The 26,593-nt window shown below is 68.5% G+C and carries 26 protein-coding genes; 10 read left to right on the top strand and 16 right to left on the bottom strand.

All coding sequences use genetic code 11. The features are described 5' to 3' along the window. Positions 1–28 precede the first annotated feature (28 nt). Positions 29–1,267, bottom strand: coding sequence for a flavin-dependent oxidoreductase (locus QRN67_RS09735; protein ID WP_285411604.1), 1,239 nt, complete (start codon positions 1,265–1,267; stop codon positions 29–31). A 98-nt stretch (positions 1,268–1,365) separates the two neighbouring features. Here QRN67_RS09735 and QRN67_RS09730 point away from each other — a divergent pair, with 98 nt between their 5' ends. Further along, positions 1,366–2,280 carry a LysR family transcriptional regulator gene (locus tag QRN67_RS09730; protein ID WP_285411603.1) on the top strand — a complete coding sequence of 305 codons (915 nt, stop codon included), beginning with the start codon at positions 1,366–1,368 and terminating at the stop codon, positions 2,278–2,280. 15 nt (positions 2,281–2,295) lie between these two features. Here QRN67_RS09730 and QRN67_RS09725 read toward each other — a convergent pair whose 3' ends face one another. After that, entirely contained in the window at positions 2,296–3,099 is an 804-nt protein-coding gene (locus QRN67_RS09725; RefSeq protein ID WP_081266991.1) for an exodeoxyribonuclease III, read from the bottom strand. Positions 3,100–3,111: 12 nt separating this feature from the next. Between QRN67_RS09725 and pyrE the strand changes: the two genes are divergently transcribed. Both pyrE and QRN67_RS09715 read left to right on the top strand, forming a co-directional pair. Beyond that, positions 3,112–3,795: an orotate phosphoribosyltransferase gene (pyrE, locus tag QRN67_RS09720; RefSeq protein WP_285411602.1), complete on the top strand. Its 684-nt coding sequence runs from the start codon at positions 3,112–3,114 to the stop codon at positions 3,793–3,795. 12 nt (positions 3,796–3,807) lie between these two features. Further along, a complete protein-coding gene (locus QRN67_RS09715) occupies positions 3,808–4,497 on the top strand; it encodes a DUF4124 domain-containing protein (protein ID WP_155742443.1) in 690 nt (229 codons plus the stop codon). 39 nt (positions 4,498–4,536) lie between these two features. On the opposite strand, the gene gatB is transcribed toward QRN67_RS09715, so the two are convergent. Genes gatB through gatC form a run of 3 tightly spaced genes read right to left on the bottom strand, consistent with a single transcriptional unit; the run spans position 4,537 to position 7,842 of the window. Then, complete coding sequence (gatB, locus tag QRN67_RS09710; protein ID WP_285411601.1) at positions 4,537–6,027, bottom strand: Asp-tRNA(Asn)/Glu-tRNA(Gln) amidotransferase subunit GatB; 1,491 nt, start codon at positions 6,025–6,027, stop codon at positions 4,537–4,539. A 1-nt stretch (position 6,028) separates the two neighbouring features. Continuing rightward, on the bottom strand, positions 6,029–7,543 hold the full coding sequence (gatA, locus tag QRN67_RS09705) for an Asp-tRNA(Asn)/Glu-tRNA(Gln) amidotransferase subunit GatA (RefSeq protein WP_285411600.1): 1,515 nt from the start codon (positions 7,541–7,543) through the stop codon (positions 6,029–6,031). Further along, positions 7,543–7,842 (bottom strand): Asp-tRNA(Asn)/Glu-tRNA(Gln) amidotransferase subunit GatC, encoded by a 300-nt coding sequence (gene gatC / locus QRN67_RS09700; protein ID WP_081266987.1) that lies wholly within the window; start codon positions 7,840–7,842, stop codon positions 7,543–7,545. The genes gatA and gatC overlap by 1 nt, the downstream gene beginning before the upstream one ends. Positions 7,843–8,057: 215 nt before the next feature. Between gatC and QRN67_RS09695 the strand changes: the two genes are divergently transcribed. From QRN67_RS09695 to mrdA, 4 genes are all read left to right on the top strand, one after another. Further along, positions 8,058–9,101, top strand: a complete 1,044-nt coding sequence (locus QRN67_RS09695; protein WP_007833435.1) for a rod shape-determining protein — start codon at positions 8,058–8,060, stop codon at positions 9,099–9,101. A 170-nt stretch (positions 9,102–9,271) separates the two neighbouring features. Then, the gene (gene mreC / locus QRN67_RS09690; RefSeq protein ID WP_081266986.1) at positions 9,272–10,231 is read left to right on the top strand and encodes a rod shape-determining protein MreC; all 960 of its coding nucleotides are present in this window, start codon (positions 9,272–9,274) and stop codon (positions 10,229–10,231) included. After that, positions 10,228–10,749, top strand: coding sequence for a rod shape-determining protein MreD (mreD, locus tag QRN67_RS09685; protein ID WP_081266985.1), 522 nt, complete (start codon positions 10,228–10,230; stop codon positions 10,747–10,749). Before mreC ends, mreD begins: the two co-directional genes overlap by 4 nt. A gap of 176 nt (positions 10,750–10,925) precedes the next feature. Beyond that, entirely contained in the window at positions 10,926–12,899 is a 1,974-nt protein-coding gene (gene mrdA, locus QRN67_RS09680) for a penicillin-binding protein 2 (RefSeq protein ID WP_081266984.1), read from the top strand. 4 nt (positions 12,900–12,903) lie between these two features. Here mrdA and fahA read toward each other — a convergent pair whose 3' ends face one another. The 6 genes from fahA to QRN67_RS09650 all read right to left on the bottom strand — a co-directional run bounded on the left by fahA (position 12,904) and on the right by QRN67_RS09650 (position 19,590). Then, on the bottom strand, positions 12,904–14,169 hold the full coding sequence (fahA, locus tag QRN67_RS09675) for a fumarylacetoacetase (protein WP_106936064.1): 1,266 nt from the start codon (positions 14,167–14,169) through the stop codon (positions 12,904–12,906). 139 nt (positions 14,170–14,308) lie between these two features. Continuing rightward, the gene (locus QRN67_RS09670) at positions 14,309–15,283 is read right to left on the bottom strand and encodes a Bug family tripartite tricarboxylate transporter substrate binding protein (protein ID WP_285411599.1); all 975 of its coding nucleotides are present in this window, start codon (positions 15,281–15,283) and stop codon (positions 14,309–14,311) included. Next, complete coding sequence (gene hmgA / locus QRN67_RS09665; RefSeq protein WP_081266981.1) at positions 15,280–16,590, bottom strand: homogentisate 1,2-dioxygenase; 1,311 nt, start codon at positions 16,588–16,590, stop codon at positions 15,280–15,282. The genes QRN67_RS09670 and hmgA overlap by 4 nt, the downstream gene beginning before the upstream one ends. A gap of 52 nt (positions 16,591–16,642) precedes the next feature. Further along, positions 16,643–16,843, bottom strand: coding sequence for a DUF2783 domain-containing protein (locus tag QRN67_RS09660; protein WP_081267002.1), 201 nt, complete (start codon positions 16,841–16,843; stop codon positions 16,643–16,645). 5 nt (positions 16,844–16,848) lie between these two features. Then, positions 16,849–18,486: an FAD-dependent oxidoreductase gene (locus QRN67_RS09655; RefSeq protein WP_285411598.1), complete on the bottom strand. Its 1,638-nt coding sequence runs from the start codon at positions 18,484–18,486 to the stop codon at positions 16,849–16,851. A 144-nt stretch (positions 18,487–18,630) separates the two neighbouring features. Next, positions 18,631–19,590: an MBL fold metallo-hydrolase gene (locus QRN67_RS09650; RefSeq protein ID WP_285411597.1), complete on the bottom strand. Its 960-nt coding sequence runs from the start codon at positions 19,588–19,590 to the stop codon at positions 18,631–18,633. A gap of 145 nt (positions 19,591–19,735) precedes the next feature. Between QRN67_RS09650 and QRN67_RS09645 the strand changes: the two genes are divergently transcribed. The 3 genes from QRN67_RS09645 (at position 19,736) to QRN67_RS09635 (ending at position 22,460) form a co-directional block, all read left to right on the top strand. Next, positions 19,736–20,596: an IclR family transcriptional regulator gene (locus QRN67_RS09645; RefSeq protein ID WP_285411596.1), complete on the top strand. Its 861-nt coding sequence runs from the start codon at positions 19,736–19,738 to the stop codon at positions 20,594–20,596. Further along, positions 20,593–21,342: an SIR2 family NAD-dependent protein deacylase gene (locus QRN67_RS09640; protein WP_285411595.1), complete on the top strand. Its 750-nt coding sequence runs from the start codon at positions 20,593–20,595 to the stop codon at positions 21,340–21,342. The genes QRN67_RS09645 and QRN67_RS09640 overlap by 4 nt, the downstream gene beginning before the upstream one ends. Positions 21,343–21,443: 101 nt before the next feature. Beyond that, a complete protein-coding gene (locus QRN67_RS09635) occupies positions 21,444–22,460 on the top strand; it encodes an alginate O-acetyltransferase AlgX-related protein (protein ID WP_285411594.1) in 1,017 nt (338 codons plus the stop codon). A 3-nt stretch (positions 22,461–22,463) separates the two neighbouring features. On the opposite strand, the gene QRN67_RS09630 is transcribed toward QRN67_RS09635, so the two are convergent. The 5 genes from QRN67_RS09630 to QRN67_RS09610 are packed head-to-tail and all read right to left on the bottom strand — an operon-like array spanning position 22,464 to position 26,445. Then, positions 22,464–22,685 carry a hypothetical protein gene (locus QRN67_RS09630; RefSeq protein WP_285411593.1) on the bottom strand — a complete coding sequence of 74 codons (222 nt, stop codon included), beginning with the start codon at positions 22,683–22,685 and terminating at the stop codon, positions 22,464–22,466. A 28-nt stretch (positions 22,686–22,713) separates the two neighbouring features. Next, on the bottom strand, positions 22,714–23,427 hold the full coding sequence (locus tag QRN67_RS09625) for an ABC-type transport auxiliary lipoprotein family protein (RefSeq protein ID WP_172839804.1): 714 nt from the start codon (positions 23,425–23,427) through the stop codon (positions 22,714–22,716). Positions 23,428–23,452: 25 nt separating this feature from the next. Further along, positions 23,453–24,412 carry an MlaD family protein gene (locus QRN67_RS09620; protein ID WP_106936057.1) on the bottom strand — a complete coding sequence of 320 codons (960 nt, stop codon included), beginning with the start codon at positions 24,410–24,412 and terminating at the stop codon, positions 23,453–23,455. 16 nt (positions 24,413–24,428) lie between these two features. Then, positions 24,429–25,274, bottom strand: coding sequence for an ABC transporter ATP-binding protein (locus tag QRN67_RS09615; RefSeq protein WP_081266974.1), 846 nt, complete (start codon positions 25,272–25,274; stop codon positions 24,429–24,431). Positions 25,275–25,278: 4 nt separating this feature from the next. Next, positions 25,279–26,445, bottom strand: coding sequence for an MlaE family ABC transporter permease (locus QRN67_RS09610; RefSeq protein WP_081266973.1), 1,167 nt, complete (start codon positions 26,443–26,445; stop codon positions 25,279–25,281). Between the last annotated feature and the right edge of the window lie 148 nt (positions 26,446–26,593).

The raw sequence follows: 26,593 nt of genomic DNA, 5'->3' as shown, positions 1-26,593 counted from the left end.
GGTGTCTCCGTGTTTTTTTCAGTGATGCTCAAAGGTAGGAAGCGCGCGCCTTCAGGGTGACGGGGTCGTAGCCGGCCACGCGCTTGTAGTTGTCCGAGATGGCCTGCAGCTCGGCCACGGGCACGACGTCCTCGATCTTCTCGAAGCGCTTGCCGCCCGAGCGTTCGAACACTTCGCGCAGGATCGCGTCGGGCGGGTTGCTGCGGTTGGTCAGCACCACCTTGGTGGTGGCCTTGACGCGCACGCGGTCGTAGTCTTCCAGCGCGGCCGTGCCCACGCCCTCGTCCTTGAGCGCGCCTGCCAGGAAGCGCGCGTCGATGATCGCCTGCCCGGCGCCGTTGGAGCCGCGCGGCACCATCGGGTGCGCGGCGTCGCCCAGCAGCGTGAGCCGGCCGTGGGTCCAGCGCGGCAGCGGGTCCTGGTCGACCATCGGATATTCGAGGATGGTGTCGGAGGCGAGGATGAGCGCAGGCACGTCGAGCCAGTCGAAGTGCCAGTCGGCAAACGCGGGCAGGAAGTCTTCGAGCCGGCCGGCGCGGCTCCAGTCGCGCATGGCGGGCTGCGGCGCGTGGATCTCGGCGACCCAGTTCACGAGCTGGTGGCCTTCGGCGTCGATGTCGTTGCGGATCGGGTAGATCACCATCTTGCCGACCGCGAGCCAGCCCGCGCGCACCATGCTGCCGCCCGAGAGAAAGGGCTTCCAGCGCGCGGTGCCGCGCCACATGTTGATGCCCGAATAGCGCGGCGCGCCTTCGTTCGGATAGAGCTGCTTGCGCAATGCCGAGTGAATGCCGTCGCAGCCGACCGCGACCGCGCCGCGCACCGCCGGCGCGTCGGCGAAGTGCACGGTGACGCCCTCGGCGTCCTGCGTCACGCCGGTGCAGCGGTGGCCGCACACCACGCTGCCGGGGCCCAGGCGTCTGAGCGTCTCTTCATGCAGCACGGTCTGCAGGTCGCCGCGGTGGATCGAGAACTGGGGCCAGTCGTAGCCCGCGTGCTGTCCCGCCGGCTCGCGAAAGACCAGCTGGCCGTGCTCGGTGAAGAACACCGCCTCCTGCGTGCGCACGCCGACCCTGTCGAGCGCGCTCAGCAGGCCGAGTTCGCTGAGTTCGCGCACCGCGTGCGGCAGCAGGTTGATGCCCACGCCCAGCGGCTTCAGCTCGGGCACGGCCTCGTACACGCGGCAGGGGATGCCGGCCTGGTGCAGGCTCAGCGCCAGGGTCAGGCCGCCGATGCCGGCGCCCAGGATGATGACTTCGTTGCTCATGGTCGTTGGTGTTGGTGCGTTGTGCCTCGGCGCGCATTAGGAACGCAGTCGAACCATTTGGGAAATTTAGATGTGATATGGATTTATCATGAATTCTTATGAACCTATCGACCCGCCAGATGCGCGCGTTCCTGCACGTGGCGCGCATCGGCAACTTCACCCGCGCGGCCGAGCAGGCGCACATCACCCAGGCCGGCCTCAGCATCCTGATCCGCGAGATGGAAAAGCAGCTCGGCTGCCGGCTGTTCGAGCGCACCACGCGCGTGGTGAGCCTCACGCCCGAAGGACGGCGGCTGCTGCCGGTGGTCGAGCGGCTCATGACCGACCTCGACGACGTGGCCGCCGAGCTGGGCGCGGCGGGCGACGCGGCGCGCCGCACGCTGCGCATCGCGGCCACGCCGCTGGTGTCGTCGCACCTGCTGCCCCAGGTGTTCTCCACCTTCCGCGCGGCGCATCCGCAAGTCAGCCTGCGGCTGTTCGACGCCGACCTGCGCGACGTGGAGGCGATGGTCGCGGCCGGCGATGCCGACATGGGCCTGGGCTTCTTCTTCAAGGCCGCGCCCGGGCTGGAGCGCACGCCCGTCGGCCGCTTCCAGCTGATGCGGGTGAGCCGTCTCGACGACGATGACGATGCCGATGTGCCACCGGGCGTCGGCACCGCGCCGTGGTCGTCCTTGCGCGGCGCGGAACTGGTCGGCCTGCCGCCCGGCAACCCGATCCAGAAGGTGATCGACCAGCACCTGGCCACCATCGGCCGCGCCGACGCGCAGCGACCCGCGTTCAACTTCTTCGGCACGCTGATCTCGATGGTCGAGGCCGGCTTCGGCACCGCCGTGATGCCGACCTTCGCGCTCGCGGCCTGCCGCCGCCACCGGGTGCGCACCGACGTGCTGGCCAAGCCGAAGGTGGGGCTCGACTTCTACCGCATCACCAAGCGCGGCGCGCACGAGACCGAAGCCATGCAGGCCTTCGTCGCCACGCTGGTGAAGGCGCTGCCCGAGTTGTCGCGCTGAGCGGTATGGGCCGGCTTACAGCGTGAAGTCGTATTCCACCGTGATCGGCGCGTGGTCCGAGAACTTCACGGTCTTGTAGATCTGCTCGGTGCGTGCCAGCGCGCCGATGGCCGGGGTGGCCAGGTGGTAGTCCAGCCGCCATCCCACGTTGTTCGCGTAGGCCTGGCCGCGGTTGCTCCACCAGGTGTAGGCCTCGTCGGTGGTGTCGGGCTTGAGCTTGCGGTACACGTCGACCAGGCCCGCGCCTTCGGTGCCGGTGTCGAGCAGGCGCGTCATCCAGGCGCGCTCCTCGGGCAGGAAGCCGCTGTTCTTCTGGTTGCCGCGCCAGTTCTTCAGGTCGATCTGCTGGTGGGCGATGTTGATGTCGCCGCACAGGACGAACTCGCGCTCCTTCTTGAGCGCCACCAGGTGCGGGAAGAAGCCCTTGAGGAAGCGGAACTTGGCCTCCTGCCGTTCCTCGCCCGAGCTGCCGCTCGGGAAGTAGCAGCTGATGACCGAGAACTTGCGGCCGGGCGTGTCGAAGCGCAGTTCCAGGTAGCGGCCCTCGGCGTCGAACTCGGCGTCGCCCCAGCCCACCACGACCTGGCTCGGAGCGTGCTTGGTGTAGATGGCAGTGCCGGCGTACCCCTTTTTCTCGGCGAAGTGGAAGTGGCCCTTCAGACCCGCCATCTCCTCGAAGCGGCCTTCCACGTCGCTGGCCTGGACGCGGATCTCCTGCATGCAAATACAATCCGGCGCAAGTTCGGCCACCCAGTCGGCCACGCCTTTGGTAGCGGCCGAACGCAGGCCATTGAGATTGAGACTGGTCAGTTTGAACACAAGGAAATTCCGATGGCTGTAGATAGTCAGAAAAGCAGCGCGGTCGCACAGGACTTCGTCCAGTTCGCGTTGGATGCCGGCGTGCTGCGTTTTGGCGAATTCAAGACCAAAGCCGGCCGAATGAGTCCTTACTTCTTCAATTCGGGACTCTTCGACGACGGCGGCAAGATCGCCCGTCTCGCGGGATTCTATGCAGACCGACTGATCGAGAGCGGGCTCGAATTCGACATGATCTTCGGCCCCGCCTACAAGGGCATTCCGCTGGGCGCCACGGTGGCCGCCGAGCTGGCCCGCCGGGGCCGCAACTACCCCTTTGCCTACAACCGCAAGGAAGCCAAGGCGCACGGCGAAGGCGGCAACCTGGTCGGCGCGCCGCTCAAGGGCCGCGTGCTGATCGTCGACGACGTGATGTCGGCCGGCACGGCAGTGCGCGAATCCATCGCCGCCATCCAGGCCGCCGGCGCCACGCCGCATGCCGTGGCCATCGCGCTCGACCGCCAGGAGAAAGCCACGGAGAACGGCGTCGACGTGGACCACAGCGCCGTGCAGTACGTGCGCAACCAGCTCGGCCTGGCGGTGATCGCCATCGCCACGCTGGACGACCTGCTGAGCTATCTGTCGGGCAACGCGGCCGCCGACCTGGGCACGCATCGCGAACGCGTGCTGGCCTACCGCACGCGCTACGGCGCGAGCTGAGGCGTACAGCCGATGCACGACGCACGCGACAACGGCAAGCCGATTCGCCTGCTGGCGGCGGCATCGATCATGGCGGCCTCGGGTTTCTGCGGGGCGTTGCATGCGCAATCGCAGAAACCGGAAGGCGCCTCTCCCGGCATCTTCACCTGTACCGACGCCCGCGGCCGCACGCTGACCGCCGACCGGCCCATTGCCGAATGCAGCGACCGCGAGCAGCGCGAGCTGAACCCGAGCGGCTCCGTCCGCCGCAAGGTCGAGCCGACGTACACGGCGCGCGAGCTGCAGGAGCGCGAGGACCGCGCCCGCGAAGCCGCCATCCAGGCCGCCCGCCTCACTGACGAGCGCCGGCGCGAGCGGGCCTTGCTGGTGCGCTATCCGAATGCCGCCACGCACGACCGCGAACGCGCCGAGGCGCTGGCGCAGATCGACGCGGTGACGCAGGCGGCGCGCAAGCGCATCGCCGAGCTGGCCGAGGACCGCCGCAAGATCGACGAGGAGATGGAGTTCTACAAGCATGACCCGGGCAAGGCGCCCGGCTCGGTGCGGCGCAGGCTCGATGACAACACGCAGAGCGTGGCGGTGCAGAACCGCTTCATCGGCGAGCAGGAAGAAGAGAAGAAGCGGGTGAACGCGCGCTTCGACGAAGAGCGCGCGCGCCTCAAGCTGCTCTGGTCGCCCCAGAACGGCGGCACCAACCGCTGAAGCAACCGGGGCCTTGCGCAAGGCCCCGGCTTCATTCGATCAGGCCAGCTTGGCCTTCAGCAGTTCGGTGACCTGCGCAGGGTTCGCCTTGCCGCCGCTGGCCTTCATGACCTGGCCCACGAGGGCGTTGAGCGCCTTCTCCTTGCCGCCGCGGTATTCCTCGACGTTCTTGGCGTTCTTCGCGATCACCTCGTCGAGGATCTTGTCGAGCGCGCCTGTGTCGTTCATCGGCTTCAGGTCTTTCGCCTCGATGATGGCGTCGACATCGCTGCCCTCGCCGGTCCACAGCGCGTCGAACACCTGGCGCGCGGCGTTGTTGGGCAGCGTGCCGTCGGCGATGCGCTTGACCAACTGGGCCAGTTGCCGCGCCTTCACCGGCGCGGCCTCGATGCCGATTTCGGCGGCGTTCAGGCGGCGCGCCATTTCGCCGGTGATCCAGTTGCTCGCGAGCTTGGGCGTGGCGCCCGCGTTCACGGCTTCGTCGAAGTAGCCGGCGAGCGCGGCGCTCTGCGTGAGCTGGGCGGCGTCGTATTCCGACAGGCCGTGGTCGCGCACATAGCGCTCGGCCATCGCGCGCGGCAGTTCGGGCATGGTGGCCTTCACGCGCTCGATCCAGTCGGCGGCAATCACCAGCGGCGGCAGGTCGGGGTCGGGGAAGTAGCGGTAGTCGGCCGAGTCTTCCTTGGCGCGCATGGCGCGCGTCTCGCCGGTGTCGGGGTCGAACAGCACGGTGGCCTGCTCGATCGCGCGGCCGTCCTCGATCTCCTCGATCTGCCAGCGGATCTCGTAGTCGATCGCCTGCTGCATGAACTTGAAGCTGTTCAGGTTCTTGATCTCGCGGCGCGTGCCGAGCTTGTCGCCGGGCCGGCGCACCGACACGTTGGCGTCGCAGCGGAAGCTGCCTTCCTGCATGTTGCCGTCGCAGATGCCGATCCAGGTGACGATCTTGTGCAGTTCCTTCGCATAGGCCACGGCCTCGGCGGTGGAGCGCATGTCGGGCTCGGTCACGATCTCCAGCAGCGGCGTGCCGGCGCGGTTCAGGTCGATGCCGCTCTGGCCGACGAAGTCTTCATGCAGCGACTTGCCCGCGTCTTCCTCGAGGTGGGCGCGCACCAGGCGCACGGTCTTCTGCTCCTCGCCCACGAAGAACGACACCGCGCCGCCCTGCACCACGGGAATCTCGAACTGGCTGATCTGGTAGCCCTTGGGCAGGTCGGGGTAGAAGTAGTTCTTGCGCGCGAACACGCTGCGCGGCGCGATGTGCGAGCCCAGCGCCAGGCCGAGCTTGATGGCGCGTTCGACCGCGCCCTTGTTCATCACGGGCAGCGTGCCGGGCAGCGCGAGGTCGACCGCGCAGGCCTGCGTGTTGGGCTCTGCGCCGAAGGCGGTGGAGGCGCGGCTGAAGATCTTGCTCGCGGTGGAAAGCTGCGCATGGGTCTCGAAGCCGATGATGACTTCATAGCCGCGCACCAGCGGGCCGGTCGGGCGGCCCTGTTGTTGTGCTTCGAAGGTGTTCACTGTCTCGCTCATTTCAGAAGCCCTCCGGCGTGCGCGAATGCCAGTCGGTGGCCTGCTGGAAGCGGTGCGCTGCATTCAGCAGCTTCGCTTCGCCGAAGTAGTTGCCGATCAGCTGCAGGCCCACGGGCATGCCGCCGTCGAAGCCCGCGGGCACGCTCATGCCGGGCAGGCCGGCCAGCGATGCGGGCAGCGTGAAGATGTCGGCGAGGTAGTCGGCCACGGGGTCTCCGCCGTGTTCGCCGAGCTTCCATGCGGTGGTGGGCGCGGCGGGGCCGGCGATCACGTCGCACTGCTTGAAGGCCTGCTGGAAGTCGTCGGCGATCATGCGGCGCACCTTCTGCGCCTGCAGGTAGTAGGCGTCGTAGTAGCCGTGCGACAGCACGTAGGTGCCGATCATGATGCGGCGCTTCACTTCGTCGCCGAAGCCTTCGGCGCGCGTGCGCTCGTACATCTGCGTGAGCGCGCTCTTCTTGCTCGCGGGGTCGATGAAGTCCTTGGCGCGATGGCCGAACTTCACGCCGTCGAAGCGGCTCAGGTTGCTCGAGGCCTCGGCCGCGGCAATGATGTAGTACACGGGGATCGACAGCTCGGTGCGCGGCAGCGTCACCTCGACGCGCCTGGCGCCGAGCTTCTCGTACTGCGCGAGCGCCGCGTCGATGGCCGCGCGCACGCCGGGCGCCACACCTTCGCCGAAGAACTCCTTGGGCACGCCGATGCGCAGGCCTTCGAGCGAGTCGTTCAGCGAGCGGGCGAAGTTCTCGGCGGGCTTGTCGAGCGAGGTGGAATCGCGGTCGAGGTCGGGGCCGCAGAAGGCCGACAGCAGCAGCGCGCAGTCTTCGGCCGAGCGGGCCATCGGGCCGGCCTGGTCGAGGCTCGACGCAAAGGCCACCATGCCGTAGCGCGAGGCGCGGCCGTAGGTGGGCTTGATGCCGGTCACGCCGCAGAACGACGCCGGCTGGCGGATCGAGCCGCCGGTGTCGGTGCCGGTGGCCGCGGGGGCCAGGCGCGCCGCCACGGCAGCCGCGCTGGCGCCCGAGGAGCCGCCCGGAATGCGCTCGCGGTTCCAGGGGTTCTGCACGGGCACGGCCTTGTCGTGGCCCACGGCGGGCACGGCGATGTTCTCGTTGGCCGAGCCCATCGCGAATTCGTCGCAGCTCAGCTTGCCGAGCGTGACCGCGCCGGCCTCGGCCAGGCGCTTGACCACGGTCGCGTCGAAGGGCGAGCGGTAGCCCGCGAGCATCTTCGAGCCGGCGGTGGTGGCGAAATCGGTGGTGACGAAGATGTCCTTGTGCGCAATGGGCACGCCGGCCAGCGCCGGGGCATTGCCGGCGGCGATGAGCGCGTCGGCGGCGCGGGCCTGGGCCAGCGTGACTTCTTCGTTGACGTCGACGAAGGTGCCGAGCGATTCATGGGCCTTCATGCGGCCGAGGAATGCCTGGGATGCCTCGACGGCCGAAACCTTGCGGTCGGCCAGCGCCCGGGCCAGCGCGACCACGCCCATCTGGTGCAGTTCGGGGTTGCTGCTCATCATTCGATCACCTTGGGCACGAGGAACAGGCCGGCCTCGACGGCCGGGGCGCTCTTCTGGTTGGCTTCGCGATTGTTGGGCTCGCTCGCCACGTCGTCACGAAGACGCAGCGTGATGTCTTCGATGGCCGCCACGGGGTGGGCCAGAGGCTCGACGCCGGAGGTGTCCACCGAACGCATGCGTTCGACGACGTCGAAAAAGCCGTTGAGCTGGCTGAGCATGCGCTCGCTTTCGTCGGGAGCAAGCTGCAGCCTCGCCAGCGAGGCGATGCGCGCAATATCGGAAGCGGAAAGTGCCATAGGGTCGGAACGCTAAAAAAAGCAGGGGGAATCGCACCGCGAAGCCGGTGCTAATACGGGAATCAGAGGGGATTCGGTTATTATCCCGCCTTTGCCGCAACCCCCGCGAACGCGCCGGCTTTTGCGCCAAAAACGATCAATTCACCCCGTCAAACGACCCAAAAAATAGAGCGACGACCTGCCGATGCGCAGGCCGTGCTCAGAGGATTCCGCACATGTTTGGAGCTTTCCGTCGGTACTTTTCCACCGACCTTGCGATCGACCTCGGCACCGCCAACACCCTGATATTCGCCCGCAACAAGGGCATCGTGCTGGACGAACCGTCCGTCGTGGCGATCCGCCATGAAGGCGGCCCCCACGGCAAGAAGGTGATCCAGGCCGTCGGCCGCGAAGCCAAGGCCATGCTGGGCAAGGTGCCCGGCAACATCGAGGCGATCCGCCCGATGAAGGACGGCGTCATTGCCGACTTCGTGATCACCGAGCAGATGATCAAGCAGTTCATCAAGATGGTGCACCCGCGCACGCTGCTCACGCCGAGCCCGCGCATCATCATCTGCGTGCCCTGCGGCTCCACCCAGGTCGAGCGCCGCGCCATCAAGGACGCGGCAGAGGCGGCAGGCGCCACCTCCGTCTACCTCATCGAGGAGCCCATGGCCGCGGCCATCGGCGCCGGCCTCCCCGTCAGCGAAGCCTCGGGCTCGATGGTGGTGGACATCGGCGGCGGCACCACCGAAGTGGGCGTCATTTCGCTGGGCGGCATGGTCTACAAGGGCTCCGTGCGCGTGGGCGGCGACCGCTTCGACGAAGCCATCATCAACTACATCCGCCGCAACTACGGCATGCTGATCGGCGAGCCGACGGCCGAAGTCATCAAGAAGAACATCGGCTCGGCCTTCCCGGGCTCCGAAGTCAAGGAAATGGAAGTCAAGGGCCGCAACCTTTCCGAAGGCGTGCCGCGCAGCTTCACCATCAGCAGCAACGAAGTGCTGGAAGCCCTGACCGATCCGCTCAACAACATCGTCTCGGCCGTGAAGAACGCGCTCGAACAGACGCCGCCCGAACTGGGCGCCGACATCGCCGAGCGCGGCATGATGCTGACCGGCGGCGGCGCGCTGCTGCGCGACCTCGACCGCCTGCTGGCCGAGGAAACCGGCCTGCCGGTGCTGGTGGCCGAAGATCCGCTGACCTGCGTGGTGCGCGGCTGCGGCATCGCGCTGGAGCGCATGGACCGCCTGGGCAGCATTTTCACGAGCGAATAATCGAGGCACACCCCCAGGCTTCGCGCACTTCGTGTCGCTGCGCCAACCCCCTTGCAGGGGGCAATACCGGCGGCCCGGCGAAGCCGGTTCCGCGGTATTTCTGGCATCGTGATGTGTTAATTTCTTGTGCCGTAACTCGCGCATGGCGCGGTGAAAACTAGGCCGAATTCATGCCCCTGGGCACGCTCGATCGCACAGCGCCACCCCTGTTCAACCAGGGGCAGTCGGCACTCAGCAAGCTGATCTTCTTCGGCGCGCTGGCCCTGTTCCTCATGGTGGCCGACGCGCGCTTCCACATCGTGCAGCCCATCCGCGCGGGCATCGGCGCTGTGCTGTACCCGGTGCAATGGGTGGCGCTGAAGCCGGTGCAGGCCCTGCTGGGCGGCGGCCGCTACCTCGAAGACCTGCAGACCGCCCAGCGCAACGAGGCCGACGCCCGCAAGGCGCTCATGATGCAGGCCGAGCGCGCCGCGCAGGCCGACACGCTGGCCCAGGACAACGCCCGCCTGCGCGAACTCCTCGAGTTGCGCCAGGCCACGACCACGCCGGGCCGCGCGGCCGAGGTGCTGTACGACGCGGCCGACCCCTACACCCGCAAGATCGTGATCGACCAGGGCATGACCCAGGGCGTGGTGGCCGGCTCGCCGGTGATCGACGCGCGCGGCGTGCTGGGCCAGGTCACGCAGGTGCTGCCCTTCACGAGCGAGGTCACGCTGGTCATCGACCGCGACCTGGCCATTCCCGTGCAGAACACCCGCACCGGCGTGCGCAGCGTGGCTTTCGGCGATGCGTCGGCCCACGGCGGCGGCCTGGAGCTGCGTTTCATGGCCGCCAATGCCGACCTGCAGGAGGGCGATTTGCTCTCCACCAGCGGCGTCGACGGCATCTACCCGACCGGCCTGCCGGTCGCGAAGATCGAACGCATCGAGCGCCGCGCCGATTCGGCCTTCGCCCGCATCTACTGTGTGCCGCTGGCCCATGTGACGGCCGCGCGCTACGTGCTGGTGCTCGAGCCGACCGGCGCGCCCACCGCGCCGCCGCCCGCGCCGCCCGCCACCGCCCAGCGCAAGCGGCCGGAAGGCAAGCCCGGCGCGGGCAAGAACGAAAAGAAGCCGGGAGAACGTCGATGATCAAGCGTCCCGGCCAGCAGCAGCTCCTGCTGCCCGTCAGCCCCTTCTTCATGTGGACCAGCCTCGTGGTGGCGCTGCTCGTCAACATGGTGCCGATCGGCCGCGCCGTCTGGATGCCTGACCTGCTGGCGCTGGTGATCGTGTTCTGGGGCGTGCACCAGCCCGCCCGCGTGGGCATCGGCGCGGCCTTCGTCTTCGGCCTGTGCATGGACGTGCACCAGTCGTCCATGCTCGGCCAGCATGCGCTGTCCTACACCACGCTGGGCTTCTTCGCGATCACCATCCACCGGCGCCTGCTCTGGTATCCGGTGCTGTCGCAGGCGCTGCAGGTGCTGCCGCTCTTTGCGTTGTCGCAGCTGATCGAGGTCGTCACGCGGATGATCGGCGGCGGCGTGTTCCCGGGCTGGACGGTGCTGATCTCACCGGCCATCGAGGCCGCGCTCTGGCCCCTGGCCACCGCACTGTTACTTGCCCCGCAGCGCCGCACCCCGGAACCCGACGAGAACCGCCCGCTATGAGTTCGCCCCCAGGCTCCGCGCACTTCGTGTCGCTTCGCCAACCCCCTCGCCGGGGGCAACACCGGCGGCCGGGCAAAGCCCGTTCCGCGGTGTTCCCCAGTCAATCCGTCCTGCTTTCGTGCGGCATTCGGCTCCCATTTGCCATCGCACCTGCGCGCGCCTAAGCTCCCACCGCCATGACCGAAATCCGCAACGTCGCCGCCGACCTCGCGCGCTTCAAGCGCCGGGTGATCGTCATCGGGCTGGCGGTGCTGTTCGCCTTCGGGCTGCTGTGCGCGCGGCTGGTGTACCTGCAGGTCACGCGCCACGAAGACCTGGCCGAGCAGGCCGAGAGCAACCGCACGGCGGTGGTGCCGGTGGTGCCGAACCGGGGCCTGATCCTCGACCGCAACGGCATCGTGCTGGCCTCCAACTATTCGGCCTACACGCTGGAGATCACGCCTTCCAAGGTCAACGACGTCGAGGAAACCATCGACAGCCTGACCCAGGTGCTCGAAGTGTCGCCACGCGACCGCCGCCGCTTCAAGCGCCTGCGCGAAGACTCGCGCAGCTTCGATTCCATCCCCATCCGCACCCGCCTGAGCGATGAAGAGGTGGCGCGCTTCGCGGCCCAGCGCTACCGCTTCCCGGGCGTGGAAATCAAGGCGCGGCTGTTCCGCAACTACCCGCAGGGCGAGCTGGCCTCGCACGTGCTCGGCTACATCGGCCGCATCAACCAGCGCGAGAAGACCGCGATGGAAGACTGGGACGAGGAAGAGCAGGCCAACTACAAGGGCACCGACTACATCGGCAAGCTCGGCATCGAGCAGAGCTACGAAAAGACGCTGCACGGCCAGACCGGCGTCGAGCAGATGGAAACCTCCGCCGGCGGGCGCGCCGTGCGCCGCCTGGCCAGCCATCCGGCCACGCCGGGCAACACCGTGATGCTGTCGCTCGACATCAAGCTGCAGAAGCTGATCGAGGACATGTACGGCGACCGCCGCGGCGCGGTGGTGGCCATCGACCCCAAGACCGGCGAGGTGCTGGCCTTCGTGAGCAAGCCCACCTTCGACCCCAACCTGTTCGTCGAAGGCATCGACAACGAGAGCTGGGCGGCGCTCACCGAATCCATCGACAAGCCGCTGCTGAACCGCGCGCTGCGCGGCACCTACCCGCCCGGCTCCACCTACAAGCCCTTCATGGCACTGGCGGCGCTGCAGACCGGCAAGCGCGGTCCCAGCGTGGTGGTGAACGACCCCGGCTATTTCAACTTCGGCGGCCACCGCTTTGGCAGCCCCGAAGGCAACCTGGGCGGCGTCGACATGCGCCGCGCGATCCAGCTGTCGAGCAACATCTATTTCTACTCGCTGGCCAACGAGATGGGCGTGGACCTGATCCACGACTCCATGAAGCCGCTGGGCTTCGGCCAGATCACCGGCATCGACCTGGGCGGCGAAGTGCGCGGCGTGCTGCCGAGCACCGAGTGGAAGCGCAACGCCTACAAGCGCCCCGAGGCCAAGAAGTGGTATGCGGGCGAGACCATCTCGCTGGGCATCGGGCAGGGCTACAACAACTTCACGATGCTGCAGCTGGCGCAGGCCACGGCCATCGTGGCGGACGGCGGCCTCAAGCACAAGCCGCACCTCGTGCTGGCCACGCGCAACACGGTGAGCGGGCAGGTGGTGCCGATGCCGCAGCCGCCGGCGGAAAACCTCGGCTACACGGCGTCGGCCATCTCGGTGATCCGCGAGGGCCTGACCAGCGTGGTCACCAGCGGCACGGCGCGCGGTGTGTTCGCGGGCGCGGCCTACCAGGCGGCGGGCAAGACCGGTACGGCGCAGGCCGTGACGCAGGCCCAGAACACCAAGTACAACGCCCGCGCGCTCGAAGAGCACCAGCGGGACCACGCGCTGTTCATGGGCTTCGCGCCGGTGAACGACCCGAAGATCGCCATTGCCGTGATCGTCGAGAACGCGGGCTGGGGCGCGGGCGCCGCGGCGCCCATCGCGCGGCGGGTGTTCGACTACTGGCTCGCCAACCAGTACCCGAGCGAGGCCGACCTGGCGGCCATCAAGATCGGCAAGGCGACCGCGCCGATCGGCAAGCCGCGCGTGGCGAGCGAAGTGGCATGGCCGGCCGCGGCAACGACGACGCCCGCCACCGCGCCCTGAGCAATCAGACCACCGTGCCGCTGACTTCGCCCAGGCCGATGCGTACGGCGCCGGCGCGTTCGCAGTAGCCGCGGATCACCAGCGTGTCGCCGTCTTCCAGGAAGGTGCGCTTCTCGCCGTTCGCCAGCGTGATCGGCTGCTTGCCGCCCAGCGTCAGCTCGATCAGCGAGCCCGCCTCGCCGGGGCCGGGGCCCGACAGCGTGCCCGAACCCAGCAGGTCGCCCGGCTGCAGGTTGCAGCCGTTCACCGTGTGGTGCGCGATGAGCTGCGCGGCGGTCCAGTAGGCGGCTTGGGTGGTGTTGCTGCGCGTGAGGCGCACGGGCGCCTCGCCGGCCGCGCGCATCTTCGCGGTCTGCAGCAGCACTTCGAGCGTGATGTCGAGCGCGCCGCTTTCGCGGTTGGCGGGCGAGTCGAGGTAGGGCAGCGGCTGCGGATCGCCGGCGGGCCGCTCGAACTTGGCGCGGAAAGGCGCCAGCGCCTCGGCCGTCACGATCCACGGCGACAGCGTGCTCGCGAAGTTCTTCGACAGGAAGGGGCCGAGCGGCTGGTATTCCCAGGCCTGGATGTCGCGCGCCGACCAGTCGTTGAGCAGCGTCACGCCGAACAGGTGGTCTTCCGCCTCGCCGATGGCGATCGGCTCGCCCTGCGCATTGCCCTGGCCGACCAGGAAGCCCAGCTCCAGTTCGTAGTCCAGCCGCTTGCAAGGGCCGAAGCTGGGCGTCTCGGCGTCCGGTGCCTTGGTCTGGCCCTGCGGGCGCTTGAAGCTCTGGCCGCTGATGCCGATCGACGAGGCGCGGCCGTGATAGCCGATGGGCACCCACTTGTAGTTGGGCATCAGCGGCTGGTCGGGGCGGAACAGCTTGCCGATGGTGGTCGCGTGGTGGATGCCGGTGTAGAAGTCGGTGTAGTCGCCGATGCGGCATGGCACCGTCATCTCGGCCTTGGCCTGCGCCAGCAGCGCCTTCGACCATGCGGCCTGCTTGTCGCTGCCTTCGGCCAGGCCGGCCGAGATGGCGGCGCGCAGGGCCTGGCGGTCCTTCACGCTGGCGTTCATCAGCACGTTCATGTCGTCGGTGTCGACGAGGCCGGTGGCGCGCAGGTCCAGCACCTGGTCGCCGATGGCCACGCCGATGCGGAAGGCCTCGCTGCTGCCGGCGGCGCGGAAGCGGCCGAAGGGCAGGTTCTGGATCGGGAAGTCGTTGCCGGCCTCGTTGGCCGAGGCGACCCAGCTGCGCAGCTTCGGGTCATGGGTGGCGTTCAGTGCGGTCATGTGTGTCTTTCAAGCAAATGTTCTATGCAGCCTGGGGTTCGTTCGGGAAACACCGCGGAACCGGCTTTGCCGGGCCGCAGGTGTTGCCCCCGGTAGGGGGTTGGCAGCCACACGAAGTGGGCAAGCCTGGGGGCGAGCCTTAATCTGCCGACATGCCGGCCTTCTTGGCGACTTCGCCCAGGCGCTTGTATTCGGTATCGCTCAGCTTCGCGAGCTCCTGCGGCGTCGAGCCGCGCGGCGAGAAGCCGGCCTGTGCCAGCTTGGCCTTCACGTCGGGCATGGCGAGCGCTTCGACAAAAGCTTCGTTCAGCGCCTTGACGACCGGCGCCGGCAGGTTGGCCGGGCCGTACACGCCGAACCACGGCTCCAGCGCATAGCCCTTCAGGCCCGCTTCGGCCATGGTCGGCACGTCGGGCAGCGAGGGCGAGCGCACCGGGCCCGCCACCGCCAGCGCGCGCAGCTTGCCGGCCTGGATGTGCGGCAGCGAGGCCGGCAGGTTGTCGAACATCACGCCGATGTTGTTGCCCAGCATGTCGGTGATGGCCGGACCGCTGCCCTTGTAGGCCACGTGCACGAGTTCGGTGCCGGTCATCTGCGCGAACATCACGCCGGCCAGGTTCATCGAGGTGCCGGCGCCCGCGGTGGCGTAGGGCATGCCCGGGTTCTTCCTGGCGGCGGCGATCAGGTCGGGCACGGTCTTGATGGGCGAGGCCGCCGGCACTTCCAGCACGATGGTCGAGGTGCCCAGCAGGCTGATGGCGGTGAAGTCCTTGCGCGGGTCGAAGGCCATCGACTTGTAGATGTGCGGGTTCAGCGCATTGGTCGAGATGGCGCCGAAGCCGATGGTGTAGCCGTCGGGCGCGGCCTTGGCCACGGCGTCCATGCCGATGTTGCCGCCCGCGCCGCCGCGGTTGTCGATCAGCACCGGCTGGCCAAGCTTCTCCGACACCTTCTGTCCCACGGTGCGCGCCACCAGGTCGGTGGTGCCGCCGGGCGTGTAGGGCACGACGAACCTGATCGGCTTCGACGGATAGTCGGCCGCGTGCGCAAGGAAGGGCACGGCCAGCAGTGCGACGGCCGCCGCGCGGCGGGTGAGGGTGAAAACAGTCTTCATGCTTTGAATTGATCTTTCAGGCCGGCCCAGCAGTCGGCGTAGTCGGTGTCGAGTGCGCTGCTTTTCAGCGCGAAGTTGGTGGGAATGAAGCGGTAGCGGCTCTCGAACATGAAGGCCAGCGTGTTGTCGAGCTTGTGCGGCTTGAGGTCGGCATTCGTGGCCTTGTCGAAGGCTTCCTCGTCCGGCCCGTGCGGCACCATGCAGTTGTGCAGGCTCGCGCCGCCGGGCTTGAAGCCGCCCGGCTTGGCGTCGTACTCGCCCAGCACCAGGCCCATGAACTCGCTCATGAGGTTGCGGTGGAACCACGGCGGGCGGAAGGTGTTCTCCATCACCATCCAGCGCGGCGGGAAGATCACGAAGTCGCAGTTGGCGGTGCCGGGCGTGTCGCTGGGCGATGTCAGCACGGTGAAGATCGACGGATCGGGATGGTCGAAGCTGATCGAGCCGATCACCATGAAGTGCGCCGTGTCGTACTTCACCGGCGACAGGTTGCCGTGCCAGGCGACCACGTTGAAGGGCGACTGCTTCATCGGCGCCTGCCAGAAGCGGCCGCCGAATTTCTTGACGATCTCGTAGCCGCCTTCCTCCGTTTCGAAGGCCGCCACCGGCGCCTGGAAGTCGCGCGCGTTGGCCAGGCCGTTCGAGCCGATGGGGCCGAGCTCCGGCAAGCGGAAGTGCGCACCGTAGTTCTCGCACACGTAGCCGCGCGAGAGCCCGTCCGGCAGCGCCACCTTGAAGGCCATGCCGCGCGGCAGCACCGCGATCTCGCCGGGCTTCACGTCGAGCACGCCCAGCTCCGTGGTGACGACCAGGCGGCCCTGCTGGGGCACCAGCAGCATTTCGCCGTCGGCGTTGACGAAGGCGCGGCGCTCCATCGAGCGGCCGGCCAGGTACATCAGCGAGCCGATGCCGACCTGCGACTCGGCGTCGCCGTTGGCCGCGATGGTGTGCATGCCGTCGATGAAGTCGACGCCGTCCGCGCCATCCAGCGGCTGCGGATGCCAGCGCAGCGGCTCGGGCGGCAGCGCGATCTCGCGGTCGGCGCCGGTGGTCCAGTGCGGCTGCGCATACGGCTGGTAGCGGCCCGACACCACCGAGGGCTGGCGGCGGTACAGCCAGGTGCGGCGGTTCTCGTGGCGCGGCGCGGTGAAGGCGGTGCCGGAGATCAGCTCGGTGTAGAGGTCGAAGGGGCCGCGCTGCGGGTTGTTGCGGCCCTGGGGCAGGGCGCCGGGCACCGCCTCGGAGGCGTATTCGTTGCCGAAGCCGCTCTGGTAGCGCCGTTCGGAGGGCGGGGTTGCTTGGGTCATGGGTTTTCTCTTTCGAAAAATCGCGATGAGGTTGGAATGCGAAGGCCGGGGCTCAGCCGGCGCGCGCCGCGTCGAAGGCTTCGCGCAGCACGGCCAGCGAGCCGATGTGGTTGGCCAGCACGAGCACCAGGCGGGCGTTGAAGGCGTGGCTCTCTTCGTTGGAAAGCCCCTGGTGCGCTTCGATGAGCGCCTCGTAGAAATCGTCGGGCGCCTCGAGGTTGGGCGTGGTGATCAGTTGCTGTGGTGCTTGCATGGCTTTCATGCCTTGGCCAGTGCGCGGTCGACGGCCGCGCGGATGAGGGTGGGCGTGGGGCTGCGCCAGCGCGCGCACACGTGCTGGTCGGGCCGCAGCAGGTAGACGGTGCCGGGCCGCGCGTCGTAGCGCCGCGTGGCGAGTTCGCCGTCGGGCGTGGCGTCTTCCACGCGCACCACCTGCAGCGGCAGGTCGCATTCCTTCAGCGCCTGCAGGCTGCGCTCGGCGGCTTCGCCCTGGCCGAACACCAGCGCGGTGAAGCGCTCGGCATGGCATTCGCGCAGCAGCCAGCCGCTGCTGCCGCCGGCGCGCGCCACGGGTGCGTCGGCAGCCGCCGCGCCGGGCACCATCGTGCCGGCGAAGGCGTCGGCGTCGGGCGTGTTGAGCGGCGAATCGCGCAGCACCGTGGCCACCGACAGGCGCCCGCTGTTGACCAGCGTGCGCGCGAAGGCATGGCGGCGGGTCAGCTCCAGCACCGCGTCGCGGAAGAGGCGGCTCACGTCGCTCTTGGGCGTGATGAAGTCGGTGGCGCGCGTGGAGTTGCGGATGTTCTCGTCGGCCGCGAACTCGCGTTCGCTGGCGTAGCTGTCGAGCAACGCATCGGGCGCCTGGCCTTGCACCACGGCCGCGAGCTTCCAGGCGAGGTTGTCCGCGTCCTGCACGCCCGAATTGGCGCCGCGCGCGCCGAACGGCGACACGCCGTGCGCCGAGTCGCCCGCGAACAGCACGCGGCCGTGGCGGAAGCGCTCCATGCGCTGGCAGGCGAAGGTGTAGACGCTGGCCCAGCCGATCTGGAACTGCACGCCTTCGAAGCCGATGCTGTCGAGCAGCGCGCGCACCCGCGGCGTGATGTTCTCCGGCTTGCGCTCTTCCGCCGGGTCGGCGTCCCAGCCGAGCTGGAAGTCGACGCGCCACATGCCGTCGGCCTGCTTGTGCAGCAGCACGCTCTGGCCGGGATGGAACGAGGGGTCGAACCAGAAGCGGCGCTCGGTGGGCAGGTGCGCGTCCATCGTGATGTCGGCGATCAGGAAGCGGTCGCGGAAGATCCGGCCTTTTGCTTCCAGGCCCAGCATCTGGCGCGTGGGGGAGCGCGAGCCGTCGCAGGCGGCGACGTAGCCGGCATGCAGCCGGTACTCGCCCTCGGGCGTTTCCACGGTCAGCACCGTGCCGTCGCCGCCTTGCTCGATGCCGGTCACCTTGTGGTTCCAGCGCAGGTCGATGAGCGGCAGCGCGGCCACGCGCTCTACGAGGTAGCCCTCGACGTAGTACTGCTGGAGGTTGATGAAGGCCGGTCGCTCGTGGCCGGGCTCGGGCAGCAGGTCGAAGCTGTAGACCTGCTCGTCATGGAAGAACACCTTGCCCACGTTCCACGACACGCCCTTGTCGACCATGCGGTCGCCGCAGCCGAGGCGGTCGAACACCTCGAGCGTGCGCTTGGCGAAGCAGATCGCGCGCGAGCCGCTGGACAGGGTGTTGTCGTTGTCGAGCAGCACCACGGGCACCTGCCGCAGTGCGAGGTCGATGGCCAGCGTGAGGCCCACCGGGCCGGCGCCGACGATCACGACGGGGTGTCGCGCCGGTGCCGCCGCGTCCTGGTCGGCGTGGCGCTTGTAGTCGAAGCGCAGGCTTTGATAGTCGATCACGTACTTGTCTCCGTGTCCTTTGTCCTTGTCTTGCTCCTTCCCCCTTTGGGGGAAGGTCGGGATGGGGGCACGCGGCGTTCACTTCGGACGCTCTGCCTGCCCCCACCCCAGCCCTCCCCCGGCGGGGGAGGGAGCGATGCGGGATCAGCCTTCGAGCGCCTTCCACATCTCGATGTCGCGCTCGGCCGTCCACACGCGCGGATCGGCATGGCCCGAGGCCTCGTCGTAGGCGCGGCTCACGTCGAAGGGCATGCAGTGGTCGAAGATCACCCACTGGCTGTACTTGGGCTTGAGCTTTTCGTAGGTCTCCTTGTAGACCGCGTTCAGGTCGCGGCCGGCCTTCACGCCTTCCTGCACGCTGGCGTACACGTCGGAGATGAAGTTGCGCGTGCCCGTCAGGCCCTCCGCCACGGCCTCGGGCGTGGTGAGCGCGGCGCCGCGGCCCGGCACCAGCGCCACGGGCTTGAGCGCGGCGATGTTGTCCAGCGTCTGCGGCCAGTCCTTGAAGTAGGCGTCGCCGGCGTACGGGGTGGCGCCGAACTCGACCAGGTCGCCCGACAGCAGCGTGCGTTCCTGCGGCAGCCAGACGACGGTGTCGCCCTTGGTGTGGCCGCGGCCGAGCTGGATGAGCTGCACTTCGAGCTTGCCCAGCCACAGCGTCATCTTGCCGGTGAAGGTCATGGTGGGCCAGGTCAGGCCCGGGGGCACGGTCTCGACGTTCTGGAACAGGCGCGGGAAGCGGCCGATTTCGCTGGCCTTGTCCTGTTCGCCGCGCTCGACGATCAGGTCGCGCGTGTCCTGGCTGGCCAGGATGTGCTCGGCGCCGTAGCCCGCCGCGCCCAGCACCCGCACCGCGTGGTAGTGGGTGAGCACCACGTACTTGATGGGCTTGTCGGTCACCTCGCGGATGCGGCGCACCACGTCGGCGGCCATGGCGGGGGTGGCCTGGGTGTCGGCCACCAGCACGCAGTCGTCGCCGATGACGATGCCGGTGTTGGGGTCGCCCTCGGCGGTGTAGGCCCAGGCATGTTCGGAGATCTGGCTGAAGGTGATCTTCTTCTCTTCCATGTCGGCCTGGCTGGCGAATTTCTTGGCTTGGCTCATCGTGTGTCTCCGTCGGTGGGTTGGAATCTGGGATTCGTCTAAGTCGAACGAATTTGCGGTTAACGAATTTTTGGAGTGTAAGCGCCGGATCAGTTAATGTCTAATCCCTTCTTCATGAACGAACAACCGGACGCCAAAGGCAGCCATGGCCACTGACACCGACCGCGCCCAGCGCGGCATCCAGAGCATCGAGGTCGGCGGCCAGCTGCTGCGGGCGCTGGTGCACCACGGCCGGCCCATGGCGCTGAAGGACCTGGCGCGCGAAGCCGACATGACCGCGGCCAAGGCGCACCCGTACATGGTCAGCTTCGGGCGCCTGGGCCTCATCGAGCAGGACCGCGCCAGCGGCCACTATCTGCTCGGCCCGCTGGCCTTGCAACTGGGGCTCATCAGCCTGCAGCAGGCCGACCCGGTGCACATCGCCACGCCGCTGATCGGCCAGCTCGCGCAGCAGATCGGCCACACCGTGGCGCTGGCCGTGTGGGGCGCGCGCGGCGCGACCATCGTCCGCACGGCCGAGTCGCCGTCGCCGGTGCACGTGAACATGCGGCACGGCACGGTGTTCTCGCTGACCAACACCGCCTCGGGCCGGGTCTTCGCCACCTACCTCGACGCCGAGGTGGTGCGCCGCCTGCTCGAGGAAGAGCGCCAGCGCCAGAAGCAGCGCAAGGGCGCCGAGCCCGCGCAGCCGGCCGGCATGCCGCCGGTGCAGCCGCTGCCTTCATGGAGCGACTTCGAGCGCCAGCTGAAAGAAGTGCGCGACCACGGCATCAGCCGCTCCGACGGCGAGGTCATCGAGGGCGTGAGTGCCATGGCCGCGCCGGTGTTCGACCACACTGGCGCCATCGTGCTGGCCGTCACCGCCATCGGCCCGGCCGGCATCTTCAACACGGCGTGGGACGGCGAGATCTCCCGCGCGCTCAAGGCCTGTGCGGACACCGTGTCGCAGCGCCTGGGCGCCACCGCCGTTCCCGCCCCGGCGAATTCCCCCAAACCAGAGCGATGACGCGCGTCACACCAGAAAACACCTCCACCTTTGAAGCAGTACAGGCGGCCGCACGGCTGCTGCGCGATGCCCGGCGCATCGTGGTGTTCTCCGGCGCCGGCCTGTCCCGCGCCTCCGGCATCCCGACCTACCGCGACGCCGACGGCCTCTGGAAGAGCCAGAACGCGCTGCAGTTCTCCCATGCCGAAGACCTGGCGCGCGACCCCTCGGGGTTCACGAAGTTCTGGGCGCAGCGCATGTCGGTGATCGAATCGGCGCAGCCCAACCCGGGCCACGCCGCGCTCGCGGCACTGCAGCGGCTGCGCCCCGCCACGCGGCTGGTGACGCAGAACGTCGACGGCCTGCTCACGCTGGCCGGCGGGCAGGACGTGCTCGAACTGCACGGCTCGCTGCGCCGCTGGCGCTGCGACCGCTGCGGCAACCGAAGCGGCCCCTGGCCCTTCCACCGCTGCCTGCGCTGCGGCTCGCATGCGCGCCCCGACGTCGTGATGTTCGGCGAGATGCTGAACGCCGGCGTCCTGCTCGACGCGCAGGTGGCCGCGCAGGAGTGCGATCTGTTCATGGTGGTGGGCAGCACCACCATCGTCTACCCGGCCGCCGAACTGCCGCAGACGGCGCTGGCGCACGGTGCGCGGCTCGTCACACTGAACCTGGAGCCGCTTCCGCACCTGGACGATGCGGCCTCCGTGGTGCTGCGGGGGGCGTCGGAAGACCTGTTGCCGAAGCTGCTGGCGGGCATGGGCTGAAAGCCGGATGTGGGGCGGGTGTTTACGCCATGGCGACGGTCTAAACTCGGGCGCCCCGGGAGGCGTCACATGTTCGCGCTTCCGCCTACCTGATCCAAAGAATGGCGCCCGCAAAACTCTGGTTGTCGATATTTTTGTCGGGCTTTGCCGTATGCGCGTGCCTCCTGCTGCAGTCTCTGTTGACGCTTGCTCCCTATGGAGACCTCTCCCGTGTCGGGCGGGTCTCCGAAGATGATTTCGGCTGGAAGATAGAGCCGCCGCACATTGGCAGCAGCCTCCTGCACGGCGCACCCGTCGACAAGGCCGACATCCTGGTCATCGGCGACAGTTTTTCCGCGCCCCACGTCTGGCAATCGGCGCTGGTGAAAGAGGGGCACGCGGTGGCGACCATGTACTGGTCGCAAATCGACGAGATGCTGTGCGCCGACTTCGAAGAGTGGCTCTCACAGATCGGCTTTCGCGGCAAGCTGGTGGTCATCGAGAGCGTTGAGCGCCTGCTGAATGTGCGGCTCGCGCATTCACGCAGATGCACGCCGCTGAAGCGCCCTTTGACGGCTGCAGTCGAGCCGGCGTCACCGCCCTTGGCGCAGGTGCCTGCCTTCGCTCTCAATTGGGACGCGCAGCTCTTTTCGGGCTGGATGACGAACAGGTGTACCCATGCGGCGATCGCCGGCAAGGTTCGCAGCGGTTGCAACTCCATGACGCTGGCGCGGCCAGTGGCTGATGGGTGCGCGTTGTTCAGTCATCGCCGCTGCGATATGGCCCTCTTCCTGGCGGACGACTTGAATCACGGAGAACTCACGGCAGCGAATGTGGCCGGCATGCAGGCTTTCTCGAACACGCACGCCAAGATGCCCGTGCTCTGGATGGTTGTTCCGAACAAGTGGACGGCCTATCTCGAGCCCGCGCGCTCGCAGGCATTCGTGGGTGCGCTGCGGCAGACAGATCTGGGGCCCGATCTGTTTGCGTTCGTTCAGCAGGAGAAGACCGCGATGCGCGACTTCTATTTCCCGAACGACACTCACATCTCCACACGCGGCCTGCTGGTGCTGGGCGAACGCATGGCGCAGGCAGTCAAGCAGAAGCTCGGCGTTACTTCGCTGCCGGCCACCGAGTGAGATTCAGCCCTTCCTGCCACCCAGCAGCACCAGCGCCCCGCCGACCACGATCACGGCCACGCTGGCCCAGGGAGGGAAGCTGACCGTCTGCTTCTCCTTCATCGAGAACTCGAGCGGGCCGAGCTTGGCCTCGTGGGTTTCCTTGGTGAAGCTGAAGCTGCCGAGGCCCAAGGCTGCGATGCCGGCCACGATCAGCAGGATGCCGACGATGCGTGTTGCGTTCATGGTGTAGCTCCTGCGTTCTGGCCGCAGGTTACTGCCGGGGCTGTTGCTGCTGCAACTGGTCGACCCACTGCACCACATCGGCCACGGCGGCGTCGCTGGCCGAGACAAGCGCCTTCACCCCGCCGGGCGCGTCGGCGCTCGGCGCGGGGCTGCGCACGGTGAACAGGCGCTGGCCCAGCACGCGGTCGCCGGCCGGGGTGCCGCGGATCAGCGTGGCGCGCAGGCGCACCAGGCCCACGCTGGCGCTGGCCGAATCGAAATAGTGGCTGAACTCGTCGAGCGAGATGCGCAGCGTGTCGGGCACTTCGCCCTTGCTGCGCGAGATGGTCGCGCTTTCTTCCGGGCCGAGCACCGTGCGGCGCTCCGACAGCGTGTCGCGCAGCCGCTGGCGCAGCAGTTGCGCCGGCGGCATGCTCCAGCGCGACTGGCCGTAGGGCCGCAGCTCGTTGGCGTCGGCGTAGCCCAGGCGGTAGAGGATCTGCGTGCCGTCGAGGCGGCTGTTGCTCTCGAACTCGGCCAGCGCCAGGGTGGGGCGCATCTGCGCCGGGGCCGATGCCTGCGCCTGCGTGGCGGTGGCAGTGGTGGGGCCGGGGCCGAAGTCGTACAGCGTCGCGCGCGCGGGCTTGTCGGGCAGTGCGCCGCAGCCGGCGGCCAGCAGCGCGAAGCCGACGGCCAGCGCCGCCGTGGCGGCAGCGCGGCGCGGCTTCGCAAGCGAACGGATGGCGTGGATGGTGGCGTTCATGGTCATGATGGGCCTCTTCTCTCGCTCAGGGCCGCGTCGCGGCGGGGGCGCTGAAACCCGGCTCGCCCGGGCCCGCCGCCGTGCCGCCGTTGCCGAACAGCAGCGATTGCGGGTTGTCGTTGATGCTGTCGGCCGCGCGGCCCAGCCGGCGGATGGCGTGCGAAGTGTCGTCCGCCACGCGGTTCACGCGCGGCAGCGTGGCCGAGTTGAACGAGTCGACCGCCTGCGCCAGCGCCTTGGTGCCGTCGCTCAGGCGCTCGACCGGGCCGTCGGGCGCGTTCAGCCGCACGACGGTGGTGTTGAAGTTGTTGGCCACGCGCGAGACGTCGCCCGCCGCCTTCTTCACCGAGGCCATGGTGTCGGGCAGCTTCGTCAGCGCCGGGTTCAGGCCGGTCTTGACCGTGTTGTCGAGCGTCTTGAGCAGCGTGTTGGCGCTGGCCGAGGCGGCCGCGATGTTCTCCAGCGCATCGGCGGCGCGCTTCTGGTTGGGGTCGCTCAGCAGCTGGTTGGCGCGCTTGGTCACTTCCTCGACCTGGTTGATGATGGCTTCGCCGCGGTCCTGCAGCTGCGCCAGCATCGACGGCTTGAGCGGGATGCGCGGCGGGTCGTCGTTGTCCGGCTTGAGCGACACGGTCGACTCGCCCTTGTCGTCCAGCGCGATGAAGGCCAGGCCGGTCACGCCCTGGTAGCTCAGCGTGGCAAAGCTGGAGGTGGTGAGCGGCACGCGCTCGTCGACCGTGATGCGCACCCGCACGTTGCCCTTGACCTTGGGGTCGAAGTCGATCGACGTCACCTTGCCCACCGCGATGCCGCGGTAGCGCACCATGGCCTGCGGCTGCAGGCCGCTCACGGCCTCGCGCGTGGACAGTTCGTAGACGTTGCGCACGGTGTTGTCGCGCGTGAACCAGATCACCAGCGCGACGAGCGCGGCGATCAGGCCGAGCACGAAGGCGCCGGCGGCGAGGGCATGGGCCTTGTTTTCCATGGTGGCTACCTACCTTTCAGCGGCCCGCCTCCGCGGCGGGCTGCGATGCGAGAGTTGCGTCGGCGGGCTTGTCGTGCAGGGCCTCCAGGGCGCGCTGCCCGCGCCCGCCGAGAAAATATTCGTGGATGAACGGATGCGGATACGCGATGACCTCGCGCGCCGCGCCGGTGACGATCACCTTCTGGTCGGCCAGCACCGCGATGCGGGTGCTCAGGTCGAACAGCGTGTCCAGGTCGTGCGTGACCATCACCACCGTCAGGCCCAGCTCGCGGTGCAGGCCGCGCAGCAGGTTGCAGAAGCTGTCGGAGGCCTCGGGGTCGAGGCCGGCCGTGGGCTCGTCCAGCAGCAGCAGCGGCGGGTCCATGATGAGCGCGCGCGCCAGCGCCACGCGCTTGATCATGCCGCCCGACAGGTCCGACGGGCTCATGTTGGCGTGCCGGGGCTCCAGGCCCACCATCTGCAGCTTCACCAGCGCCGCATGGCGGATCAGCTCGTCGGGCAGCAGCTTCAGCTCGCGCAGCGGAAACGCGATGTTCTCCAGCACGCTGAAGGCCGAGAACAGCGCGCCGTGCTGGAACAGCATGCCCACGTTGGCCGCGCCCGAGGCGCTGAGTTCGCCCGGTTCCTGGCCCAGCACCTCGACATGGCCGCGCGTGGGCTTTTCCAGCCCGAGGATCTGGCGCAGCAGCACCGTCTTGCCGGTGCCCGAACCGCCGACCAGCGACAGCACCTCGCCGCGGTCGATGTGCAGCCGCAGGTCGCGATGCACCACCTGCTCGCCGTCGGCGTTCTTGAACACCGTCCACAGGCCGCGGATGTCCACCACGGTCTGGTCGGTGTCGGGGCGCACGGGCATGCTCATCTCGTCATCCCCGGAAGCCGATGCCCTTGAAGAGCACGGCGAAGAGCGCATCCACCAGGATCACCGCGGTGATCGAGGTCACCACCGACGAGGTGGTGCCGCGCCCCAGGCTCTCGGTGTTGGGCTTGACCTTCATGCCGAAGTAGCAGCCGATCAGCGCGATCAGCACGCCGAACACCGCCGACTTGGCCATGGCCAGCCACAGGTTGGAAATGGGCACCGCGCGCGGCAGCGCCGACAGGAAGTACGACGGCGAGATATTGAGCGCCGCGTCGGCGGCCAGCATGCCGCCCGCGAGCGCCGCCATCGAGGTCCACAGGCTGATCAGCGGCATGGCGATGGCCAGCGCCAGCACGCGCGGCATCACCAGCCGGAAGCCATGGGCGATGCCCATCACGCGCATCGCGTCGAGTTCTTCGGTCACGCGCATCACGCCGATCTGCGCGGTGATGGCCGAGCCCGAGCGCCCGGCGATCAGCACCGCCGCCAGCACCGGCCCCAGCTCGCGGATCAGCGAGAGGCCGAGGATGTTCACCACGAAGGTCTCGGCGCCGTACTGCCGCAGCTGCTGCGAGATCAGGTAGGCCAGCACCACGCCGATCAGGAGCCCGACCAGCGCCGTGATGTGCAGTGCCGTGGCGCCGAACTGGTACAGGTGCCCGGAGAAGTCGCGCCACGGTCCCCGGTGCGGCGCGCGGACCAGCGCGCAGAGGTCGATCGCGAGCTGGCCGAGCAGGCTGGTGAAGTCGCGCATCACGATCATCGCGCGCGGGCCGTTGTGCGAGAACGCGCGCAGGCGGTCGTTCAGCGTGGGCGAGGGTTCCTCGGGCGTGGCGACGGTGTATTGCGCCACATGGTCGAGCACCGCCTTGTGCTGCGGCGCCATCTCCAGCGCGGCGGGCCAGGCGTGGCGCCAGTGTTCCCACAGCAGCTGCGCGCCGATGTGGTCGAGCTGCTCGATCGCGCGCAGGTCCCAGGCGCGGTCGTCGGTTGCCGGCGCGGCCTCCAGGCTCTTCGACAGCGCCTGCCAGGCCGGCTTGGACGACATCGCCAGCGTGGTCCAGCGGCCGGTGGCCACGGTCCACTGCCGGCCGTCCCGCTCCTGCTGTCCGAGGCCGGGCCACGCGCTGTCGGCGGCTGGAGCGTCGGCAGGCGATTGGGCAGGGGACATAGGGCGTACGAGCGGGAAAGTTAACAAAAGCCAGGTGCGAATCGCGCATCGTAACCGGGTGCATCCGCCGTGCACGTGTTGCAGACCCCTCGTTCGCGTAGGGCACCACGCCGTTTCTTCAGCTTTTCTTGATTAACACCTCGGGCGT

It is taken from the genome of Variovorax sp. efr-133-TYG-130, from assembly GCF_030208835.1.
In the GTDB taxonomy this organism is placed as follows: Bacteria; Pseudomonadota; Gammaproteobacteria; order Burkholderiales; family Burkholderiaceae_C; genus Variovorax.
The sequence above is the reverse complement of the archived record's forward strand: the minus strand, read 5'-3'. Positions and strand labels throughout refer to the sequence as shown.

Coding starts and splice junctions, on each gene's coding strand:
- QRN67_RS09735 (WP_285411604.1), bottom strand. CDS start 1,267: ATGAGCAACGAAGTCATCATCCTGGGCGCCGGCATCGGCGGCCTGACC.
- QRN67_RS09730 (WP_285411603.1), top strand. CDS start 1,366: ATGAACCTATCGACCCGCCAGATGCGCGCGTTCCTGCACGTGGCGCGC.
- pyrE (WP_285411602.1), top strand. CDS start 3,112: ATGGCTGTAGATAGTCAGAAAAGCAGCGCGGTCGCACAGGACTTCGTC.
- QRN67_RS09715 (WP_155742443.1), top strand. CDS start 3,808: ATGCACGACGCACGCGACAACGGCAAGCCGATTCGCCTGCTGGCGGCG.
- gatB (WP_285411601.1), bottom strand. CDS start 6,027: ATGAGCGAGACAGTGAACACCTTCGAAGCACAACAACAGGGCCGCCCG.
- gatA (WP_285411600.1), bottom strand. CDS start 7,543: ATGAGCAGCAACCCCGAACTGCACCAGATGGGCGTGGTCGCGCTGGCC.
- gatC (WP_081266987.1), bottom strand. CDS start 7,842: ATGGCACTTTCCGCTTCCGATATTGCGCGCATCGCCTCGCTGGCGAGG.
- QRN67_RS09695 (WP_007833435.1), top strand. CDS start 8,058: ATGTTTGGAGCTTTCCGTCGGTACTTTTCCACCGACCTTGCGATCGAC.
- mreC (WP_081266986.1), top strand. CDS start 9,272: ATGCCCCTGGGCACGCTCGATCGCACAGCGCCACCCCTGTTCAACCAG.
- mreD (WP_081266985.1), top strand. CDS start 10,228: ATGATCAAGCGTCCCGGCCAGCAGCAGCTCCTGCTGCCCGTCAGCCCC.
- mrdA (WP_081266984.1), top strand. CDS start 10,926: ATGACCGAAATCCGCAACGTCGCCGCCGACCTCGCGCGCTTCAAGCGC.
- fahA (WP_106936064.1), bottom strand. CDS start 14,169: ATGACCGCACTGAACGCCACCCATGACCCGAAGCTGCGCAGCTGGGTC.
- QRN67_RS09670 (WP_285411599.1), bottom strand. CDS start 15,283: ATGAAGACTGTTTTCACCCTCACCCGCCGCGCGGCGGCCGTCGCACTG.
- hmgA (WP_081266981.1), bottom strand. CDS start 16,590: ATGACCCAAGCAACCCCGCCCTCCGAACGGCGCTACCAGAGCGGCTTC.
- QRN67_RS09660 (WP_081267002.1), bottom strand. CDS start 16,843: ATGCAAGCACCACAGCAACTGATCACCACGCCCAACCTCGAGGCGCCC.
- QRN67_RS09650 (WP_285411597.1), bottom strand. CDS start 19,590: ATGAGCCAAGCCAAGAAATTCGCCAGCCAGGCCGACATGGAAGAGAAG.
- QRN67_RS09645 (WP_285411596.1), top strand. CDS start 19,736: ATGGCCACTGACACCGACCGCGCCCAGCGCGGCATCCAGAGCATCGAG.
- QRN67_RS09640 (WP_285411595.1), top strand. CDS start 20,593: ATGACGCGCGTCACACCAGAAAACACCTCCACCTTTGAAGCAGTACAG.
- QRN67_RS09635 (WP_285411594.1), top strand. CDS start 21,444: ATGGCGCCCGCAAAACTCTGGTTGTCGATATTTTTGTCGGGCTTTGCC.
- QRN67_RS09630 (WP_285411593.1), bottom strand. CDS start 22,685: ATGAACGCAACACGCATCGTCGGCATCCTGCTGATCGTGGCCGGCATC.
- QRN67_RS09625 (WP_172839804.1), bottom strand. CDS start 23,427: ATGAACGCCACCATCCACGCCATCCGTTCGCTTGCGAAGCCGCGCCGC.
- QRN67_RS09620 (WP_106936057.1), bottom strand. CDS start 24,412: ATGGAAAACAAGGCCCATGCCCTCGCCGCCGGCGCCTTCGTGCTCGGC.
- QRN67_RS09615 (WP_081266974.1), bottom strand. CDS start 25,274: ATGAGCATGCCCGTGCGCCCCGACACCGACCAGACCGTGGTGGACATC.
- QRN67_RS09610 (WP_081266973.1), bottom strand. CDS start 26,445: ATGTCCCCTGCCCAATCGCCTGCCGACGCTCCAGCCGCCGACAGCGCG.